The 16,519-nt window shown below is 47.0% G+C and carries 17 protein-coding genes; 6 read left to right on the top strand and 11 right to left on the bottom strand.

Going from position 1 to position 16,519, the window contains the following annotated elements; genetic code table 11:
• Position 1 precedes the first annotated feature (1 nt).
• The 3 genes from SPICA_RS00650 to gltA are packed head-to-tail and all read left to right on the top strand — an operon-like array spanning position 2 to position 3,156.
• A complete protein-coding gene (locus SPICA_RS00650) occupies positions 2–757 on the top strand; it encodes a rhomboid family intramembrane serine protease (RefSeq protein WP_013967614.1) in 756 nt (251 codons plus the stop codon).
• A gap of 18 nt (positions 758–775) precedes the next feature.
• Entirely contained in the window at positions 776–1,639 is an 864-nt protein-coding gene (locus tag SPICA_RS00655; protein ID WP_013967615.1) for a sulfide/dihydroorotate dehydrogenase-like FAD/NAD-binding protein, read from the top strand.
• Positions 1,639–3,156 carry an NADPH-dependent glutamate synthase gene (gene gltA / locus SPICA_RS00660; RefSeq protein ID WP_013967616.1) on the top strand — a complete coding sequence of 506 codons (1,518 nt, stop codon included), beginning with the start codon at positions 1,639–1,641 and terminating at the stop codon, positions 3,154–3,156. The genes SPICA_RS00655 and gltA overlap by 1 nt, the downstream gene beginning before the upstream one ends.
• A 124-nt stretch (positions 3,157–3,280) precedes the next feature.
• On the opposite strand, the gene SPICA_RS00665 is transcribed toward gltA, so the two are convergent.
• Positions 3,281–3,913 (bottom strand): Crp/Fnr family transcriptional regulator, encoded by a 633-nt coding sequence (locus SPICA_RS00665; RefSeq protein ID WP_169311846.1) that lies wholly within the window; start codon positions 3,911–3,913, stop codon positions 3,281–3,283.
• A 191-nt stretch (positions 3,914–4,104) separates the two neighbouring features.
• On the opposite strand from SPICA_RS00665, the gene SPICA_RS00670 reads away from it, so the two are divergent.
• Positions 4,105–5,964: a bifunctional metallophosphatase/5'-nucleotidase gene (locus SPICA_RS00670; RefSeq protein ID WP_013967618.1), complete on the top strand. Its 1,860-nt coding sequence runs from the start codon at positions 4,105–4,107 to the stop codon at positions 5,962–5,964.
• A 149-nt stretch (positions 5,965–6,113) separates the two neighbouring features.
• Complete coding sequence (locus tag SPICA_RS00675; protein ID WP_013967619.1) at positions 6,114–6,785, top strand: tetratricopeptide repeat protein; 672 nt, start codon at positions 6,114–6,116, stop codon at positions 6,783–6,785.
• Here SPICA_RS00675 and SPICA_RS14570 read toward each other — a convergent pair.
• Genes SPICA_RS14570 through SPICA_RS00710 form a run of 7 tightly spaced genes read right to left on the bottom strand, consistent with a single transcriptional unit; the run spans position 6,782 to position 12,999 of the window.
• Positions 6,782–7,405 carry a hypothetical protein gene (locus tag SPICA_RS14570; RefSeq protein ID WP_013967620.1) on the bottom strand — a complete coding sequence of 208 codons (624 nt, stop codon included), beginning with the start codon at positions 7,403–7,405 and terminating at the stop codon, positions 6,782–6,784. The two genes, SPICA_RS00675 and SPICA_RS14570, sit on opposite strands and share 4 nt — an antisense overlap.
• Positions 7,392–7,931, bottom strand: coding sequence for a Gx transporter family protein (locus SPICA_RS00685; protein WP_013967621.1), 540 nt, complete (start codon positions 7,929–7,931; stop codon positions 7,392–7,394). Before SPICA_RS00685 ends, SPICA_RS14570 begins: the two co-directional genes overlap by 14 nt.
• Positions 7,915–8,325: a NusG domain II-containing protein gene (locus SPICA_RS00690; RefSeq protein ID WP_052296309.1), complete on the bottom strand. Its 411-nt coding sequence runs from the start codon at positions 8,323–8,325 to the stop codon at positions 7,915–7,917. The genes SPICA_RS00685 and SPICA_RS00690 overlap by 17 nt, the downstream gene beginning before the upstream one ends.
• A complete protein-coding gene (locus SPICA_RS00695) occupies positions 8,294–8,827 on the bottom strand; it encodes an FKBP-type peptidyl-prolyl cis-trans isomerase (RefSeq protein ID WP_041396310.1) in 534 nt (177 codons plus the stop codon). The genes SPICA_RS00690 and SPICA_RS00695 overlap by 32 nt, the downstream gene beginning before the upstream one ends.
• A 50-nt stretch (positions 8,828–8,877) precedes the next feature.
• Positions 8,878–9,939: an SDR family oxidoreductase gene (locus tag SPICA_RS00700; protein WP_013967624.1), complete on the bottom strand. Its 1,062-nt coding sequence runs from the start codon at positions 9,937–9,939 to the stop codon at positions 8,878–8,880.
• Positions 9,940–9,999: 60 nt separating this feature from the next.
• Positions 10,000–11,478 (bottom strand): M16 family metallopeptidase, encoded by a 1,479-nt coding sequence (locus SPICA_RS00705; RefSeq protein WP_013967625.1) that lies wholly within the window; start codon positions 11,476–11,478, stop codon positions 10,000–10,002.
• 15 nt (positions 11,479–11,493) lie between these two features.
• Positions 11,494–12,999 (bottom strand): M16 family metallopeptidase, encoded by a 1,506-nt coding sequence (locus SPICA_RS00710; RefSeq protein ID WP_013967626.1) that lies wholly within the window; start codon positions 12,997–12,999, stop codon positions 11,494–11,496.
• A 112-nt stretch (positions 13,000–13,111) separates the two neighbouring features.
• Here SPICA_RS00710 and SPICA_RS00715 point away from each other — a divergent pair, with 112 nt between their 5' ends.
• Positions 13,112–13,336 carry a hypothetical protein gene (locus tag SPICA_RS00715; protein ID WP_013967627.1) on the top strand — a complete coding sequence of 75 codons (225 nt, stop codon included), beginning with the start codon at positions 13,112–13,114 and terminating at the stop codon, positions 13,334–13,336.
• A 55-nt stretch (positions 13,337–13,391) separates the two neighbouring features.
• Here SPICA_RS00715 and SPICA_RS00720 read toward each other — a convergent pair whose 3' ends face one another.
• The 3 genes from SPICA_RS00720 to SPICA_RS00730 all read right to left on the bottom strand — a co-directional run bounded on the left by SPICA_RS00720 (position 13,392) and on the right by SPICA_RS00730 (position 16,430).
• On the bottom strand, positions 13,392–14,237 hold the full coding sequence (locus SPICA_RS00720) for a carbohydrate ABC transporter permease (RefSeq protein ID WP_013967628.1): 846 nt from the start codon (positions 14,235–14,237) through the stop codon (positions 13,392–13,394).
• 15 nt (positions 14,238–14,252) lie between these two features.
• On the bottom strand, positions 14,253–15,137 hold the full coding sequence (locus tag SPICA_RS00725) for a carbohydrate ABC transporter permease (protein WP_013967629.1): 885 nt from the start codon (positions 15,135–15,137) through the stop codon (positions 14,253–14,255).
• 66 nt (positions 15,138–15,203) lie between these two features.
• On the bottom strand, positions 15,204–16,430 hold the full coding sequence (locus SPICA_RS00730; protein ID WP_013967630.1) for an ABC transporter substrate-binding protein: 1,227 nt from the start codon (positions 16,428–16,430) through the stop codon (positions 15,204–15,206).
• Positions 16,431–16,519: the final 89 nt, after the last annotated feature.

The following is a 16,519-nucleotide window of genomic DNA, read 5'->3' on the forward strand; positions in this document are numbered from 1 at the left end:
CATGTTACCCATTGGCGATGATAATACCTATCGGCTCAGGACTCCTGTGGTTACCTGGATATTGATACTGCTAAATATTGGCATCTTTGTGTTTTTTCAGGGTTTTGGTACCGATGAAAGTGTGGTTTTTTCCTATTCTATGATTCCTCAAGAAATTCTTACAGGAAAAGATATTGTAACACCCCCTACGATTGTATTTGATCGTTTTTCCGGTGACCGCTATACTGTCCCGGGTCTTGCACCGACACCGGTACCGGTATTTTTGACTATTCTTATTTCCATGTTTATGCATGGCGGTATTGCCCATATTGCGGGTAACATGCTCTTTCTTTCCATTTTTGGGGATAATGTGGAGGACCGGCTAGGGCATTTCCGGTATCTGCTCTTTTATCTCGTCTCTGGTCTTATGGCAGCGGCGGCCCACATTCTGGTGTGTTTTGTTACTGGTGACGGCCTTTTAACCCCCACCCTCGGTGCCTCCGGGGCAATTTCGGGTATTATGGGCGCTTACCTGCTGTTGTTCCCTGGAAACCGGGTGCGGGTGTTGCTGTTTAACATCATCCCCACTACAGTCAGTGCTATTGTGGTCATTGGACTCTGGTTCATCTTTCAGATTACCAATGGACTTGGATATCTGGGTGGTGTTCGAGGTGACGGGGTTGCCTATGCTGCCCATATTGGAGGCTTTCTCTATGGTTTTTTCCGGGTTCGTCGTTATATACCAAAACGGCGACGAGTACGGTATTACTATTACTAGCAAGGAGTTGGCGAGTACATGAACAGGATTTTAAAGAAAACTCAGCTTTCGGCAGAAGTCTTTGAGATGGAGGTGGAAGCCCCCCTCATTGCGCAAAACCGTAAGGCCGGACAGTTTATCATAGTACAAATTGATTCTGAATGGGGTGAACGAATTCCCCTCACCATTGCCGATGCGGATCCTAAGACTGGTACCATAACCATGGTGTTCCAGACAGTGGGCGCCAGCACCCACCGGCTTGCCGCAAAAAATGTAGGCGATTATGTCGAAAATATTTTGGGGCCCCTGGGGAATCCCACGCATATAGAAAAATTTGGGACCGTGGTCTGTGTTGGGGGTGGTATTGGAGTCGCCCCGCTGCATCCTATAGCCCAGGCTATGAAGGCCGCTGGCAACAAGGTAATCATTATCATCGGAGCCCGCAATAAGGACCTCGTTATTTTTGAAGACCGGATGCGCAAGATTGCCGATGAACTGGTTATCGTAACCGACGACGGTTCCTATGGCCGTAAAGCCCTGGTAACGGAACCCTTGAAGGAATATTGCTCCCAGGATCCCAAACCAGATCTGGCAGTGGCCATAGGGCCTCCCATTATGATGAAATTCTGTGCCGAAACTACCCGGCCCTTTCAGGTACCCACGGTGGTGTCCCTTAATACGATTATGATTGATGGAACGGGCATGTGTGGTGGCTGCCGGGTGTCCGTAGGGGGCGAGACCAAATTTGTCTGTGTTGATGGACCCGAATTTGACGGTCATAAGGTAGACTTTGATAATATGATGACCCGTCTCCGGGCTTATAAGGAAAAAGAAGAAGAAGACCACCACGTTTGCCACCTGGAACTACAGATTGAATCCATGGAACACAAGGGGGGGCGCTGATGAGCGAATTGCATCAGATTGGTAAAAGCCGGGAACAGCTCGATCAGGAAGCTGCGGCTCTGCTTAAGGTTATAGAAGAGAAGAAGGCTGCAGGCCAGGTCTTAAGCCCTAAAGAGCGGCTTGCCATTCCTCCCCAAGAAATGCCTGCCCAGGACCCGATTGCCCGGGGCAAAACGGTAAGTGAAGTAGCCCTGGGCTATAGCGAAGCTCAGGCGCGGCTTGAAGCGGAACGATGCCTTAACTGCAAGAATGAGCCCTGTGTAAAGGGCTGTCCGGTGCAGGTACCTATTCCCCGTTTTATTTCCTATATTCAGAAGGGTGATTTTAAGGCTGCTGTCGATACGATTAAAGAGACTAACCTGCTTCCTGCGGTGTGCGGCCGGGTTTGCCCCCAGGAAAAGCAGTGCCAGCTGGAGTGTACCGTCGGAAAAAGCCTTAAGGATGTTGGTAAGGCCGTTGCCATCGGTCGGCTGGAACGCTTTGTGGCTGACTGGGAGCGGGAAAACGGGAAGGTTACCCCGCCTACAGTTAAACCAAGGACCGGGAAGCGGGTGGCTGTTATCGGCTCAGGCCCGGCGGGCATCACGGTAGCCGCCGATGTGGCCCGAGAAGGCCACGAAGTGGTACTGTTTGAAGCCTTCCATAAACCCGGTGGTGTTATGGTCTATGGTATCCCTGAGTTCCGGCTTCCCAAGTCTATCGTTCAGGCAGAAATCGATACCCTGAAAAAAATGGGAGTAAAAATCGAAACCAACTTCCTCGTGGGCCGGACTAGAACGTTGAAACAGCTTCTTGAGGAAGATCACTTTGATGCGGCCTTTGTCGGTGTCGGTGCCGGGCTTCCCAAATTCCTCGGCTGTCCTGGGGAAAACCTGGTTGGTGTGTTCAGTGCCAATGAGTACCTGACCCGGGCTAATTTGATGAAGGCCTACGATGCAAAAAAGGCGGCTACGCCTATTTACAAATCCCGTATTGTGGCAGTAGTAGGCGGCGGTAATGTTGCCATGGATGCTGCTCGTATGGCCCTCAGGCTTGGGGCTGAACAGGTCCATGTGATCTACCGCCGTACCAGAGAAGAAATGCCCGCCCGGGCTGAAGAGGTCGAACACGCCATGGAGGAGGGCATTGTGTTTAACTTCCTCCGCAATCCTACCCGTATTCTGGGAAATGAACAGGGCCGGGTTGTTGGCATGGAATTACAGCAATTTGAGCTTGGTGCGCCCGATGCCTCAGGCCGCCGCAGCCCGGTGCCCATAGCTGGCTCCGAGTATGTCTTCGACTGCGATACGGTTATTGTTGCCCTGGGCAATGAATCGAACCCCCTCCTGGTAAAAACCACTGAAGGGCTTGTGGTGGACAAAAAGGGCCGTATCGTAGTCGGTGCTGACCAGAAAACCTCCCTCGATGCGGTTTATGCCGGTGGGGATATTGTGCTCGGAGCCGCTACGGTGATCCTTGCCATGGGGGAAGGGCGCCGGGCTGCGGCGGCAATTAACGAGCTTTTAGCTAAAAAATAGAGCACCCCGTCTGGGGTTTATCCCGGCACCCGGGCTAGTCCCGGGGCTAGGGCTATCCCTGTCTGCGGTTTAGGCCGGGACAAACGGACTTGCGTCGGGCCCGGTAGTTTAGGCTGGGGCTTGTTTAATGTCTGCGATTATATTGATGAATAAAATTCGTACTGATAATCAGTTCCGTATTACCCTTTTCCTTGCTTGCTCCATAGGCGATACTCTCACTTTTCATAAGACGGAATAGATGATTATCAATCTCATCCATCGAAACACCGCATCGGTTGTTGAGCCAGGTTTTAAGGTCCTCTACAGGCACCTTATAGCGACCGTCATGGATTTTTACATTTAATTTCAGTGCAAAATCTGCGATGGCAAAGTTGATCCGGTCCTTAGGGCTGGTGTTCAGAAGTGCTTCAAGCTGTTTGTTGGTTTCCCGGATACGGTCCGAAAGAATCCCGATTATTTTCCAGGCAAATTTTCCGTTGGTAAGCACCAACCGTTCAAAGGCTTCATTGTCTACGGGAATGAGCCTGGTCGGTTTTATGGCTACCGCAGTGGCGGAACGGGGTTTCCCGTCGATAAGAGCCATCTCGCCAAAAAAGTCGTTTTTTTGGTCTATCGTTTTTAATACAATTTCCGCACCCTGTACTTGCTTTCGAAGCTCTACAGCTCCTTCTACCAGGATGAACATCAGTTCACCCGGCTCCCCTTCCTTAAAAATGATGCCGTTCACCGGGTAGGTATACACAGTTATATCTTCCATATTGATGAGTATAAACCGGTTCGCAGAATTCATCCAGTTTTGAGCTCAAGTAGGTACTCTTATTTCCACCGTTGAACCATTGTATGCTATAAAGATGTAATAAAATCCTGTCATTTTATTAACAAAAAGTACAAACAAAGGTGTACAATGTAAGGCCCTTAATGGGAATAACCAAACGAGGAGGTTTGTGTATGAAAAAGCGTTCTCTTATTCGGGTGGTGGCAGGTTTTTCTCTAGCGCTTACAATTCTGGTAGGCTGTGCTGGTGCACCTCAAACAGCATTAAGCCCTAAGGTAGATGCAAATCCATTGTCGCTCTCAATTTTCCATGTAAATGATACCCATGCAAAATTAGAATCAACGTTAACTGAATTAAAAGTTGATATCACTCCTGAACTTACGGCAAAACGAACCTTCGTTGAGCTTGGTGGATTTGCTCGGCTCTGGGCAGCGGTAGAAGCCCTCAGGGCAGAGAAACCTAATAGTTTCTTTCTTCATGCAGGAGATGTGTTCCAGGGTACCTTGTATTTTACTGAATTTAAAGGAAAGGCCGATGGGGACTTCCTGAATGCTATAGGGGTCGATGCTATGGTCATTGGTAACCATGAGTTCGATAAGGGACCCTCAGTCCTGGCTGATTTTATCAAGGATGTCAAATTCCCCGTACTGGCCTGCAATGTGGATCTTTCTGCGGAGCCTTCCCTTAAAAACAGTGTAAAGCCCTATGTTATTAAGGATGTAGCAGGTGCCAAGGTTGCCATTGTTGGTATTGCAAACCCGGAGACCCCTGATATTTCAAGTCCTGGTCCTACGGTTAAATTCCTGGATCCAGTCAGCTCCCTAGAAAAGGTTGTTAAGGAATTGGAAGCAAAGGGAATAAATAAAATTGTGGTGTTGAGCCATTGCGGCTATGAAGTAGATAAGGATCTAGGTAATAAGGTAATTGGTGTAGACATTATTGTTGGAGGTCATTCCCACTATGTACTCGGCTCAGTAGCTGATCTTGGACTGAAATCTCAGGGCGATTATCCTACGGTTATTCAAAGCCCAGCTGGAGACCCGGTTCTGGTCGTGACTTCCTGGAATTGGGCCAATATGATTGGTGTTTTAGATGTAGACTTTGATAAGGATGGGAAAATTATTTCTTTTAAAGGCAACAGCAAATTGTTAGCGGGACTTGATAAATTCCGTATTTATGACCTTCCCGATGCGGATGGGAAACTAAAACGGGTAGAATTTGTCCGTACTGCCGACGGAACGTACGCTGCCAAAGAATATGATGGGAAAGCTTATGCAGGAGTTCCTTCAGAAAAAGCGCTTTCCAATTATATGACCGCCTTTAACACCTTAGTGACCCGTTTTAAGAATGACCCCCGTTTCTTATTTATGGATCCCAAAAAGGAGGGGTTAGAAAAACTAGGGAAATATAGTCCGGCATTAAAGGCTCTCCAGGCAAAAATTGCAACCAAAGCAGAAGATGCTCTGAAACGAGGTAACAATACCGGTCCTGGTCCTATTATTGCCGATTCTATGATCTGGAAGACTGGAGCTGATATTGCTATTATGAATCCCGGTGGTGTCCGGACGGACTTAGATAGCGGAGATATTTCTGTTGCTAAGGTTTATGAACTCCAGCCCTTTGCAAATACCTTGGTAACCCTGGATGTATCAGGAGAAGAGGTTCTGAAAATCCTTGAAGACATGACCGATTTTTGTATTACGAGCTATGCAAAGGCTCCTGAGACTGCCTATGTGTATGTATCGGGGCTTAAACTGACCCTGCTGGTAAATAATGTCAAGGGCTCTCGGGTTACTGAAGTGATGGTAAAAGCTAAAGATGGGTCCTGGAAACCCTTGGAGCCACAAACCGCCTATAAGCTTGTGGTGAACAATTTCGTGGCCGATGGGGGTGATAAAAATGTCACCCTGGGTGCAATTCCCAAGGCCCGGAAGTATGATACGGGTTATGTGGACTCTGAAGCCATGCTCGACTATGTTCTTGGAAAAACCCTGAAAGAAACTAGAGAAGAACGGGTAAAGAATGTCTTTTAGTTAGTTTATAGGCACCGCTCACGCAGTGTATCGGCTTAACCGGTGTGGAGCATTGTTTCCTCACCGGTTTTTTTGTAAAAGTTATAGTAGTTTCAGTTTTCAAAAAATCTCTTATTGCAAAAAAATCCATACCGGTGCATTATAGGTATATGAAGAAAAGCATAGGTTTGTTATTCATTATCTTTTTTCTTGTATTTAGTAATGTTATTGTATTTTCCCAGGAAAAGCCCGATGCACTGAAAAGTTATCGGATTGGTCGGGATCTGGAAGTTCAGGGCAGAATGAGTGACGCCAATGCCCGGTATGACGAGGCTGTTCAGATCTGCAAACAGGAAATTGCCCAAAATGCTACCAATATGGATTCTTATACAGTCCTTACCTGGGCCTTATTACGTCAGAAAAAGTATAATGAGGTTATAGAGTGGGCTCAAAAAGGGCTAAAGGTGAATCCGAGTGACTATCGGGTTATAGAAACCATGGGTGAAGCCTACTTCTATCTGAATCAATATGATTTTTCATTAAAAAATATGCAGAAATACATCGAAGCAGCACCGAATGCGGAACGGGTTTCGGTGGCTTACTTTTTTATGGGAGAAGTGTATCGTATTAAGCAAAAATATAACCATGCAGATATCGCCTATTCCACTGCGGTACGGCTCGAACCTAATATGCCTGTGTGGTGGTATCGGCTTGGATCAGTTCGAGAGGCCCTGGGAGATTATGCCGGTTCTCTTTCCGCCTATGAACGGGCGGTTAAACTAAATCCTTCCTATAAAGAAGCCTTAGATGGTGCTGATCGGGTGAAGAAGCGGCTGGGCTAGTTGAGAACAGCTAACCACACCGTCCATACCAGGGCAGTCTGAAGGATAAGCACGAACCTTCCGGCAGCTCTTTCTCTTGTATGTTGTATAGTATTCTGCCAGCCCTTTTGAAGAACAGGTTTTTCTGAAAGGGACATCAGTAGTATATCGATACTTTCTATAGGTTTTTTCCAGTTAAATTGTTTTTTTTGAGCCAGAAGTTCTTCGAATATCTGGAATGATTCAGCGATGAGAGATCCGAAAGATCCAGGTAGCTGCAGATCGGATCGGATGCTTGTTTTAGACAACATAATAAGTGCTTCCAGGGTTACAGCCTTTTCGATTCCTGAGAGCAATGCCCCCTGGGTAACTTTAAATCCTACAAACTGGCAAATAACCTTACCATAGGGAACCAGTAAATTAAAGAAAATAATGTTGGCACTGATAAAGAGGGTCAATACCAGTGAATTTTGTTTTCCCTGCAACCATACAAAGCAATAAAAATATACAAATAAGCCTGCCCTGAAATACAAATTATGACTAAAAACCAGAGCAGGAATGCAGAGTAGCCCTGCGATAAATAGATCACTGCTGTGAAATAGTTTGTATGAGAGGTCTATTCGTTTTTCACGGTGTATCATGGTGGTGTTCCTGTAGTGCCCGTTTATACCAGAGGGAATGTTCAGAAAAATTCTGACAGAAGATACCCAGTAGCAGACCGGTAATGAATCCTAATAAGAGGAGAGGCGGGGCAATAAATTGAGCGCTCGGGCCAAATATAAACAGCCAGGCGAGCCCTATTTGTACTCCATTCGAAAGTATCGCCCCAACAAGGCCAATACCAATAAAACTAATGTTGTTCTTTCCAATCAATCTGCGCAGGACAAACATCCCCAGGGCTGAAGTAAGGGTTCCTCCTAGAGAGAAGAGAAAAACATAGGAAAACAAAGATCCAGTAAGAATTGCCTGACCAATAACCTTTAACATAACCAGTAATAAGAATGAACTGAAAGGGAACAGGTCTATGGCAAGCATGATAGGAATATTAGCAATACCGATACGGATAAACGGTAATGGTTTGGGAATGAGGTACTCAATGGTTGATAGAAAGAGACAAAGGGCTCCAAGCAAAGCTAGAGGAGAGTGCCGTTTAATAGGTTGATCCATCTAGCTCGTCCTTTGCTGATGTTCCGATTATTCGAACGAATACCTGGTTCGGCAAACAAGCTATCCATTGACCCGGCAGGCTGATTTCGCCCATAGCTATGCAGAGCTTGTTGTTACAGGGAGAATCTTCCACGTGAACATTACCATGATGGATTACCACTATGGTTGTTCCGAGGGGGCCCTGTACTGGTATGGTTTCATTAATAGAAAGGGGATATATATAGGACTGCCCGGTTCCTTCTATGACTACCTGTAGATCCTTTGTATTCCCAGTATAAACGAGAATAAATGAAGAAACAGTAATTACTATAGATGTTCCCAGCATTACCAGATCCCAGGGTCGGAATCTGGTAATGCTACGCTTAATGGCAGCCGCCGCAGTTGCAACCTTCATCGTCGCCACAATCACAGTCCTCCCCGCAGCCATCATCGTGCATGTGGGGATGTCCATGCTCCAGCTCTTCGGCTGTTGCGGCGCGAACATCAACAACTTTTACATCAAAGGTTAAATCCATACCAGCAAGGGGATGGTTGGCATCTACAGTGGCCATCCCGTTTGCTACTTTCGTTACGGTAACAATGCGGCTTCCGTCAGCGGTTTCTGCTTCAAACTGCATACCCGCTTCTACGGTACCAACACCCTGAAAGCGATCGAGGGGTACATTGATAACCAAATGTTCGTCCCGCTCGCCATAGGCATCTACGGCAGGAACGGTAATTTTAAAGGAATCCCCTGCGGTTTTGCCTTCCAGAGCTTTTTCAAGGCCGGGAATGAGGTTGTCATTGCCGTGGAGATACGAAAGAGGACCTGCTCCGGAAGACGTATCGAGAACTTGTCCTTCGGGATCGGTGAGGGTGTAATCAATGCTGACTACGCAATCTTTAGCGATATTCATAACCTTTTGTAGCACATTTATACTATCGTTTCCAGTAGGTAACAGGGGCTTTATAGTACACCCATAGCCCGGTTCCATGCGTTTAGTACCCGTTCGATGACTTCATCTATATGGGTGTTTACCTTCTGGCGAGAAGGATCTTTGAGGTACCAGTCTACCGATTCGCGGATCCCTTGGCTGAAAGATATGGTGGTTCTAAAGGTTGGGACGAGACGTTTTAGTTTAGAGCAGTCAAAAACCGCCGAATAGGTCTTGTCTCCGAGAAAGTGGGCGCCCATGTCAGGATCTATCTGAGCGATAAAATCTGAAGGGATGTGAACAATTTTTGCTTCTACCCCTAGAGCCTGGGCCAGGGTGTAATGAATGGCATCCCAGGTTAATGCTTCGTCGCCGGTAATCTGGATTGCTTCGCCGATGGCGGCCCGGTTCCCCAGGATTCCTGCCAGGCCTACCGCAAAGTCTCTACTGTGGGTTAAGGTCCACAGGGATTGGCCGTCTCCATGAACAACCACTTCCTTACCAGCGAGCATCCGGGCCGCTACGGTGAAATCGGAGGATGTCCAGGCGGTGGGAAGCCAGGATTTGCTGTACGTATGAGAGGGGCGAATGATGGTCATGGGGAAACTCCGATCACGCCACTCCCGGGTAAGTCGTTCTTCACAACGGATTTTATTCTGAGAGTATTCCCAGAAGGGATTTACAAGAGGAGTCGATTCAGTAATTACATGATGTACTGGTGGTTTCCGATAGGCTGAGGCACTGGAAATAAAGACATAGTGGCCGGTCCGGCCAGAAAAGAGCCTGATATCCCGTTCTACATCCTCTGGTGTGTAGGCTATAAAATCTACAACAACGTCAAAGGTGCGGTTTCCCAGGGCTGTCCGTACTGCAGGTTCATCATGAATATCTGCAGTAAGCTGGTGTACGTCGTTGAGGGGATTGTTTTGTAGGGATGTTCCTTCAATGGTGGGGCCATCTCCCTGCAAGGCACTCTTTGTTTTATCCTTAAAAAGTCCCCGGTTAAGATGATAGAGCTCATGGCCCTGGGACAGGACCTCAAGAGATGTATCATAAGAAAGATTTCCCGTACCACCGATGAATAAGATTTTCATACAAATCCTCCTCTTTAATTGATGAGCACTTTGAGAAATCAAAGTTCCATTGGAACCTTCTCAGTTTCGCGAAGGTGCTGTAAAGTCAGCTTCCGGTACCAGATCGATCATATCTTTGGACCCGGTAACAACCCAGGTAATGGTACCTTTCAGGAGGTATTTGTTAACAGCCGCTTGTACCTGATCAGCCTTGAGGCTTTCAATGTTTCTCATGTCCTTAAGGTAGCTCCGGTAGTCTCCTGTGTTGATAACCGATGAGATGATGGTAACTGCTTGTTGGGCATTTGTTTGTTGATTCTGATAGTATTCATTGATAAACAGAGCCTTATAGGTAGGGAGTGCTTCTGCTATGGGGACCCGTGCAGAAGGATCTTCCGCTATATCTTCATCAATAGCTATGCAGTATCCCCGGCCAAAGTCCGCTAAAGCTTCATCAATATAAGCCTTAATGGTATTGGGGACTTTAGTTTTATACATAACAATAGATCCATAGTTGGCAGGGAAAGCACGGATGTAGGCTGCAGGTGAATAAGTTGCACCATATTTATCTCGGACAACATTAAAGAGCAGGTCCGAAACTATTTTTAGCCCCACATTCAGAGCCATATAGTCAGGATCGGTGGGAGCAGGAGCGGGGAAATCGCCCCGAAGATATGCCAAACCCCGGGATGCGGGGTACTCATGACGTACCAGTTTCGTTGTATTGGAAAAAGTTGGAGTGTGAGGGGGGAGGGGTATCTTTTTATCAGGAATGGTTCCGATGCTTGCCTCGAGCTGTTTATACAGTTTATCAGGATCGACTGCTCCGACGGCCACTATAAAGATCCGATTTGCAGAAAATTGTCTGGCATACCATTGGGTTGCATCTTGCAGCTGCATCGAGTTTAAGGATGCTATGGTCCCTTCCGGTACATTGCCATAGGGGTGCTTACCAAAAAACTCCCGGTTCATCACTTCAGTAGTTTTCGTCCAGGGATCCTGCTCTTTGGATTGCAGGGCCAGTTGAGTATCAGAAAGCACCTGGGCGAAATCTTTTTCGAGAAAACTGGGATGTACAAGGCAATCTGCCCAGATCGGGATGAGAATATCAAGATATTTCTGGAGGCCCGTCACGCTGAAGGTGGCATATTCAAAGTTACTGAAGGCCCCAAGGGAAGAACTTGTTGCATCGAGCAGGGATTGGATCTTCTCATAGCTATAATTTTTACTACCCCTTGCCATAGTTTGGAGGGCAACCTGTTCAAAACCTGCCGTTTCTGGGCTTGCAAGAAGACTCCCCCCGCGGAGTACTAGGTTCAGGGTAAAAACCTGGCTCGCATTGCTTTGTTTTATAATTACAGGGATACCGTTAGATAAGGTAAAGGTAGTAAAGCTTTTCAGGTTTTCCTGTTCAAAGACAGAAAGATTTTGGGGCTTAAAGGCCTCTGTGTCCAGGGCGAGGGGGAAGGGGGATGAAGTACAGCCCATAAATAGAAGGGCTATGAAAAGGGATCCTATGAAAAGAGTTTCGATGGTTTTAAAAGTTCGTGGTTTGTTCATGGTATGAGATCCTCCCTATCGTTGCTGCTGCCACCAGAAAGCGGTTTCCGGTGATATTTCCTGGTATCCGTAACTGGTTATATCTGTCTGTAATCCCGGTTCTTTCCATCCATCGGCGGTAGAAAATCGTACCGCAGTGGCCACCGCCGGCCGGCTGTTTTCATCAACCCCAAGAATATAACGACGGATAAGGTCCTGGATATCCTGAAAGGTGACGGCTTTGCAGTTTTTCTCATATGAAAAAAAATAATCAGTGCTTGCCACGGACCACCAGAAGGTCAGGGTACCGGTAACAAAACTGGATGCAACCTCCATGGAAAGCAAATTGTGGTCAATCAATTTGGTTTTTGCCTTTTCCAGTTCTTCTTTTCCAAAATAGGACTCTGGATTTTGCGCGATGATGGAGAATTCCTCAAGAAGCAGCTTACGAAGGGCTTCGGTTCGGATGATAAGAGAAGGAGCATCGGGCATGCCCATCTTGAAATAGGTGGTAAAGCCGTAACTGCCACCGTCCCGGCTGGTTGGGTAGGAAAAATCGATGTACCGTTCATCGTAGAGTCCAGGGCTCTTTTTCATTAGAGTTTGTTTAAAACGACCCACAGGGGATGAAAGCAGATACAGAAGTACATCTGAGGTGTAAGTATCCTTGGTTTCTCTGAGTACATCAGGACCTCGCCAGAGGAATTGTACCATGGAGATCCCGCGATAAAAGGTATCATCTGCATAGGCAAGTTTTATATTTTGGGGAAAGGGACTCTGGGGCGGTTCGGCGATAACAGGGGCCGCCCCGCCTTGCCAATCACCAAACCATTGTTCAGCCAGCTTAAACGCTTCATTAGGGTTTACATCTCCTGCAATCATGAGGGCTGTATTCCGGGGTATGTAATAGGTTTCCCGCATCCGTTGTAAATCGGCAACGGTTGTTTTTTGTATATTTTCTTCCGGTCCGTCTATATTTTTGCGCCAGGGAAATCGATAGAAGACCCTGGATTGCAGAGCATTCTGGAAAATGTGATCAGGATCGGTATGGTAGCCTCGAATCTCGTTGATAACGACTTCTTTTTCCTGTTCAAGTTTTGATTCGTTAAATACAGGTTTTTTGACTGCCCATGCCCAAAACTCAATTCCCTCGGTAAGTCGATTAGATGGGACTGTAATGAAATAGTTTATATATTGGCTGCCTGTAGCTCCATTCCAGTTAGGCACACCCATTCGGTTTAAGGCAGCGGTAAAAGCTGCCTGGGTTGGATATTTTTCATTTCCCGCAAAGAGCATGTGCTCATAGAGGTGGAATATACCTGCATTCTCCGGGTTTTGTGCTGAAGCCCCACCCCGGAATACGACACATACTGTCGCAAGGGGGACCGCATGATTCTCTACGACGAAAACCTCTAATCCATTTGGTAAAACTTTGTGGGTTAAGGGACTGGCTGATCCGGTCTCTGAAAAAGCCCCTGGAATACACAATACATTGGTGAACAGCAGACAAAGGCCAAGTAATAGTCGTTTTTGTATGTTCATGCAAACCTCCTGGAAATGTTTGAAGTATTCCTGAGATTTTACTAATTGTCCATCACAGGTATTGAATTTTGTATTATAATAATAATGCAGTAAGAGAAAAAGGAGGCTACCAATGCGTAAAAAGGCATCTGATATTATTGTTGATTTGGTTTCGTCCCTACAGGGAGCCCCCTATCCCAGTTCGATTAATAATGAGCTTTATACCATCTGGTATGAACATGCTCAAATTGCCGCCCAGGAAGCCTTGCATTTTGTAGAACGGAAACGAGCACAGGAAGCGAAGGATACGTCTCTTGATACGATGGTTGACCAGGTACAGGCAAAACAGAAAAAGTGAAAAATGCCCCGGGTTGTAATTCCTCGAGGCAAAATGCTGCAGGGCTGGATTTTAATCAACCCTTCTCTGCTCCTACAGTAAGACCTGCAATAAAGTATCGCTGGAAGAAGAGGAAGATTACCAACGGCGCCGCGGCTGCAATGATGGATCCTGCGGCAATCATATTATAGTTTGATATAAACTCCCCCTGCATGTTAGCTAATCCCAGGGTAACGGGTTTAAGCCTGTCTATCTGCAAAAGGATAAGAGACCAGAGCAGGTCATTCCATATCCAGGTAAATTCTAATACTCCAAGAGCCGCCATAGAAGAGACTGAAAGAGGAAGAACAATTTTACGATAGATATAAAAATCATTTGCTCCATCAATCCGTGGGGCTTCGATCAAACTAAAGGGAATCTGTTTCATGAAATTCCGCAGGAAGAAGGTACAGAATCCGAGTTGAAAGGCAATGTGAAAGAGAATGATTCCTGGGTAGGTATTGATGAGTCCTGTGGTATCTGAAAACCGGTAGACGGGGATGAGGAGCATCTGAAAAGGTATGAGCATACCGGTAATAAAAATGATAAGTACGGTTTTGTTCAGTCTGAACTTATAAAAGGCTAGGGCAAAGGCTCCGAGGCTTGAAACAAGAAGGGCTCCAATGACTGATGGGATGGTAATAATCAGCGTATTGACCACATAACGGGCCATGCCGACCTTAGCCCATACTTCGGCAAAATTAGAAAATACCAGTTTTTTAGGGGGAGCCCACATTCTGGGGCTTGCCATGAGTTCATCCATCGACTTAAGGGATGTAAAGAACGCTATGGCTATGGGGATGAGCCAGCTTGCAACCAGGAGGGTCCCCACTACATAAAAAGCAAACTTGAATAAAAACTTACGATTCGCAGACATCGTCATGGGAATAGCCTCCGTTTATCGCTGTAATTCGTTTTTCATGGTGTTGGATACATATACAACGATGAATCCAAAGGTAATCAGAAACTGGATGACCGCGATGGCGGAACCATAGCCATAGTCCTGGTAATGGAAGGCTGAAGAGTACATATAGCTTGCCAGAACTTCTGCGGCCCGGGCCTTGGTATTGGTCATAACGTACACAATATCAAAGGAACGCAGTGAATCGATAATGGAGATAGTGACTGCAACCATCGTAGCAGGGGCGAGCATCGGAATGATCACATGGCGAAAGCGCTGACCCCAGGTTGCACCATCAACTGTTGCAGCTTCAATGAGTTCTTCAGGAACATTCTTTAGGCCTGCTAGGTACAGGATCATTACATAGGGCACCTGACGCCACACTCCAACTACCACGAGGGCCATGGTCATATATCGTTTATCCCCAAGCCATTGTTTTGCCCAGCTGTCGAGCCGGGCTACACGGAGTAGTGTGTTCAATGCGCCAAAATCGGGATGGTAAATCCATGCCCAGATAGTACCGATGACGGCAAAGGAAAGGGTCATGGGAACATAAAAAAGGGTTTTATACAATCGTGCTCCGGTATAGTCCTGGTTAAAGAGCATAGCTATTCCGAGTCCTAGTGGAATGGGGATACCGACAAAAAACACAAGCCAGATAAAGTTGTTCCAAAGGGCTAGATGAAATTGTGGATCCTGAAAGAGCCGGATAAAGTTGGCTAGACCTATAAATTTTTGGCCATACATGATGGTATCACGATATGTAAGGCTGAAGAGCAGGCTTTGCAATACGGGAATGATGACCCAAATAAGGTACATCGTTAAGGGTAATGCCAGAAAGGCCCAGGGTAACAATTTATCTTTATGAATGCGCAGGGTCATCGGCGTATCTCCTTGAAAAAAGAACGCTGCAGCCAGAGGGCCGCAGCGCTGTCGTATCAGATTATTTTACTTGCTGTAGATCCGGACCCGTTCCTTATCCAGAGCCGTCAGAATGGAATCGAGCTGAGAAGGATTAGCAATAATGTCGACGATGGCGTTCATGCCTTTGGCGGCCATTTCTTCCGGAGCATCCCGGTCATAGAACTGCATGGCAGTTTTTGCACCAAGAACCATGTCCAGACCGCGCTGAGCATCCGCATTTGGTACGGGTACTTTTTTGTTAGCCGCGAGCCGTCCGAGGGGCTTGCAGAACTTTTCCTGGGCTTCTGCGGTAGCGAGGTAAGCCATAAATTTCTTTGCAGCTTCCTTGTTCTTTGCGTTCTTCGGGATCATAAAGCCGTCGGTGGGGGTATCTACCGCATAGTCAGACCGGCCGAAGGAGGGGAAGCGGAAGAAGTCGATCTTGTCCTTTACATCGGCGGGAGCTACGTCCTTAATAAACTGACCCATGAGGTACATTCCGGCTTCTCCGCGGAAGAGGATATTGGCCGCTTCCTGCCAGGAATAGCTGGCTGCGTTAGGCATAAAGTAACCCCGTTTAGCCATTTCTGCGATATACCCGAAGGTCTTCTTTACCGCAGGATCCGTATAAGGAACTTCGCCCTTGGTCAGTTTTACATGGAATTCACCGCCATTGACTGCGCTGTCCATATAGTCGAACCAGCCGCCGGCAGTCCAGGTGTCCTTAGCGCCGATTGCAATGGGAGCAATCCCTGCGGCTTTCAGTTTGTCGCAGACAGCCATGAATTCATCTGCGGTTTTGGGAATGGAAAGGTTCAGTTTGGTAAAGACATCCTTGTTGTAATAGACGGCCCACCAGTACCAGCTCTGGGGCATGAAATAGATGTTGCCATTGTAGCTGGATGCGGTTTTAAAGGCTGGGGGAAATTCGGCTTCGAAGGATCCGCCGGGGAATACATCATTGATAGGTTCCAGAAGCCCCTTTTCTGCAAAGGCCTGCATGCGGTAGCCGGCGAACCAGGTGACCACATCGGGGGCCTGTTTGGAAGTAAGCCAGCTGGGAAGCAGGGTCTTAAACTGCTCATGGGCGGTGGTGTTTACCGTAACCTTGATGTCGGGATTCTTTTTCTGGAAGTCATCTACAAGTTTCTGGAAGGTTTCCTTGGGTGCCTGGTCGGACATGTAGGAATTGATGACCAGTTCGTTTGAACCGCTCGCAAAGGCGGTTGCTGCGATGGAACACGCAACGATAACGGCGAGGTACTTTTTCATACCATAAGCCTCCTTTGGTATAGGACTCTGATTTCAGTCAGCGATCTGCTGGCTGTCTACCAAGACAGTGTATGGCCGCTTGTAGGCTG

This window comes from Gracilinema caldarium DSM 7334, assembly GCF_000219725.1.
GTDB lineage: Bacteria > Spirochaetota > Spirochaetia > Treponematales > Breznakiellaceae > Gracilinema > Gracilinema caldarium.